Origin of the sequence: Streptomyces sp. YS-3, from assembly GCF_045257485.1 — a bacterium.
Lineage (GTDB): Bacteria > Actinomycetota > Actinomycetes > Streptomycetales > Streptomycetaceae > Streptomyces.
This window is the reverse complement of the sequence record NZ_JBJHPC010000814.1, coordinates 1-2,479: the sequence shown is the minus strand read 5'-3', so window position 1 is coordinate 2,479 and position 2,479 is coordinate 1. Positions and strand designations below refer to the sequence as shown.

Sequence of the window (2,479 nt, the reverse complement as noted above, 5' to 3'; positions counted from 1 at the left end):
GTCATAGCCCCCACCCGCACGTCGTCACATCCCTCTCCGTCTCGAACACCCTCACGGGATGCATGCCCCGGCGACCCCCCGTCACGCATGGTGATTCCGCAACAACCGACGGGATACACACCGGGAGCGGTTCCACGGCTCGCGGTCCGGTCACGGCCGGGTCACCGGGTGAGGAGGGCGCTCCCCGGCGACGCCCCTTACCCACAGGCGAGACACAGGGTCCGCGGAGCCGTCCACCCCTGATTCAGGCGTACGGAGCCGCCATCGCCCGCGGTCCCGCACGCTTTACGGCCACCCGGTCACGAGACGCGCTGACCAAGGTGGATCACCCCATCGTGGGGCCGCCGGGTGGACACCTGCCTGAGGGGCCTACGGCCGGGGCACGTTGCGGAGGTTGGAACGGGCCATCTGGAGCATCCGCCCGACTCCGCCGTCCAGCACGATCTTGCTCGCGGAGAGCGCGAAACCGGTCACCATCTCGGCGCTGATCTTCGGCGGGATGGAGAGCGCGTTGGGGTCGGTGACCACGTCGACCAGGGCGGGCCCCTTGTGCCGGAAGGCGTCCTTGAGGGCGCCCGCGAGCTGCTTGGGCTTCTCGACCCGTACGCCGTAGGCACCGGCCGCGCGGGCGATGGCCGCGAAGTCGGGGTTGCGATTGTCCGTTCCGTACGACGGCAGCCCGGCCACCAGCATCTCCAGCTCCACCATGCCGAGCGAGGAGTTGTTGAAAAGCACGATCTTCACCGGCAGGTCGTACTGGACCAGGGTCAGGAAGTCGCCCATCAGCATGGAGAACCCGCCGTCGCCGGACATCGAGATCACCTGGCGGCGGCGGTCGGTGAACTGGGCGCCGATCGCCTGCGGCAGCGCGTTGGCCATCGAGCCGTGGCTGAACGAGCCGATGATACGGCGCCTGCCGTTGGGCGAGAGGTAGCGGGCGGCCCAGACGTTGCACATCCCGGTGTCGACGGTGAACACCGCGTCGTCGTCGGCGAGTTCGTCCAGGACGGAGGCCACGTACTCGGGGTGGATCGGCACATGCTTCTCCACCTTGCGGGTGTACGCCTTGACGACGCCCTCCAGCGCGTCGGCGTGCTTCTTGAGCATCTTGTCCAGGAAGCGGCGGTCGGTCTTGGCCCGCACGCGCGGGGTGAGGCAGCGCAGCGTCTCCTTGGCGTCGCCCCACACCCCGAGGGCGAGCTGCGAGCGCCGCCCCAGCCGCTCGGGCCGGACGTCGATCTGCACGATCTTGACGTCGTCGGGCAGGAACGCGTTGTACGGGAAGTCCGTGCCGATGAGGATGAGCAGATCGCACTCGTGGGTGGCCTCGTAGGCGGCGCCGTACCCGAGCAGTCCGCTCATTCCGACGTCGTACGGGTTGTCGTACTGGATCCACTCCTTGCCGCGCAGCGCGTGGCCGACCGGTGCCTTGACGCGTTCGGCGAACGCCATGACCTCGGCGTGGGCGCCCGCGGTGCCGCTGCCGCAGAAGAGCGTCACCCGTCCGGCATCGTCCACCAGCCGTACGAGCTTGTCGATCTCCGCGTCGCCGGGGCGCACCGAGGGCAGCGCGGTGACCAGCGCGTGCTCGACGGCCTTCTCCGGGGCGGGCTCCGAGGCCACGTCGCCCGGCAGCGCGACCACGCTGACCCCGCCCCGGCCGATGGCGTGCTGGATGGCCGTCTGGAGCAGCCGGGGCATCTGCTTGGGGCTGGAGATGAGCTCGCAGTAGTGCGAGCACTCCTGGAACAGCTGGTCGGGGTGGGTCTCCTGGAAGTAGCCCAGACCGATCTCGGAGGAGGGGATCTGGGAGGCGAGGGCGAGGACGGGGGCCATCGAGCGGTGGGCGTCGTAGAGGCCGTTGATCAGATGGAGGTTGCCCGGGCCGCAGGAGCCGGCGCAGGCCGCGAGGGTCCCGGTGAGCTGGGCCTCGGCGCCGGCCGCGAAGGCGGCCACCTCCTCGTGGCGGACCTGGATCCAGTCGATGCCGGGGGTGCGGCGGATGGCGTCGACGACGGGGTTGAGGCTGTCGCCGACGACGCCGTACATCCGCCGCACGCCCGCACGCGCGAGGATGTCCACGAACTGCTCTGCCACGTTCTGTTTGGCCATGGCTCCCATTCATCCACGGGCCGCCGCCTCACGCCTCCCAGACGGCGACCGCCGTACGGTCGTCGGCGTACCCCTTCACTCTCACCTGGACGTCGGCGAGGAATCCGGCGAGTCCCGGCGGCTCGTTCCCGGCCCAGCGCTCGGCCAGCTCCTTCCCGAGCGCGGGCTCGCCGCGCAGCGGCTCGGCCAGCCCCCCGCTGCACAGCAGCAGGGGGCTGGCCGAGCCGCTGCGCGGCGAGCCCGCGCTCGGGAAGGAGCTGGCCGAGCGCTGGGCCGGGAACGAGCCGCCGGGACTCGCCGGATTCCTCGCCGACGTCCAGGTGAGAGTGAAGGGGTACGCCGACGACCGTACGGCGGTCGCCGTCTG

Annotated in this window: 1 protein-coding gene and 1 pseudogene; both read right to left on the bottom strand. The window is 70.7% G+C overall.

Annotated elements, in window-relative coordinates; all coding sequences use genetic code 11:
* Positions 1-369: 369 nt before the first annotated feature.
* The gene (locus tag ACJA3G_RS35110) at positions 370-2,112 is read right to left on the bottom strand and encodes a pyruvate dehydrogenase (RefSeq protein ID WP_406557077.1); all 1,743 of its coding nucleotides are present in this window, start codon (positions 2,110-2,112) and stop codon (positions 370-372) included.
* Between the two features lie 28 nt (positions 2,113-2,140).
* Positions 2,141-2,479: pseudogene (locus ACJA3G_RS35105) on the bottom strand (hypothetical protein); the annotation flags it as partial.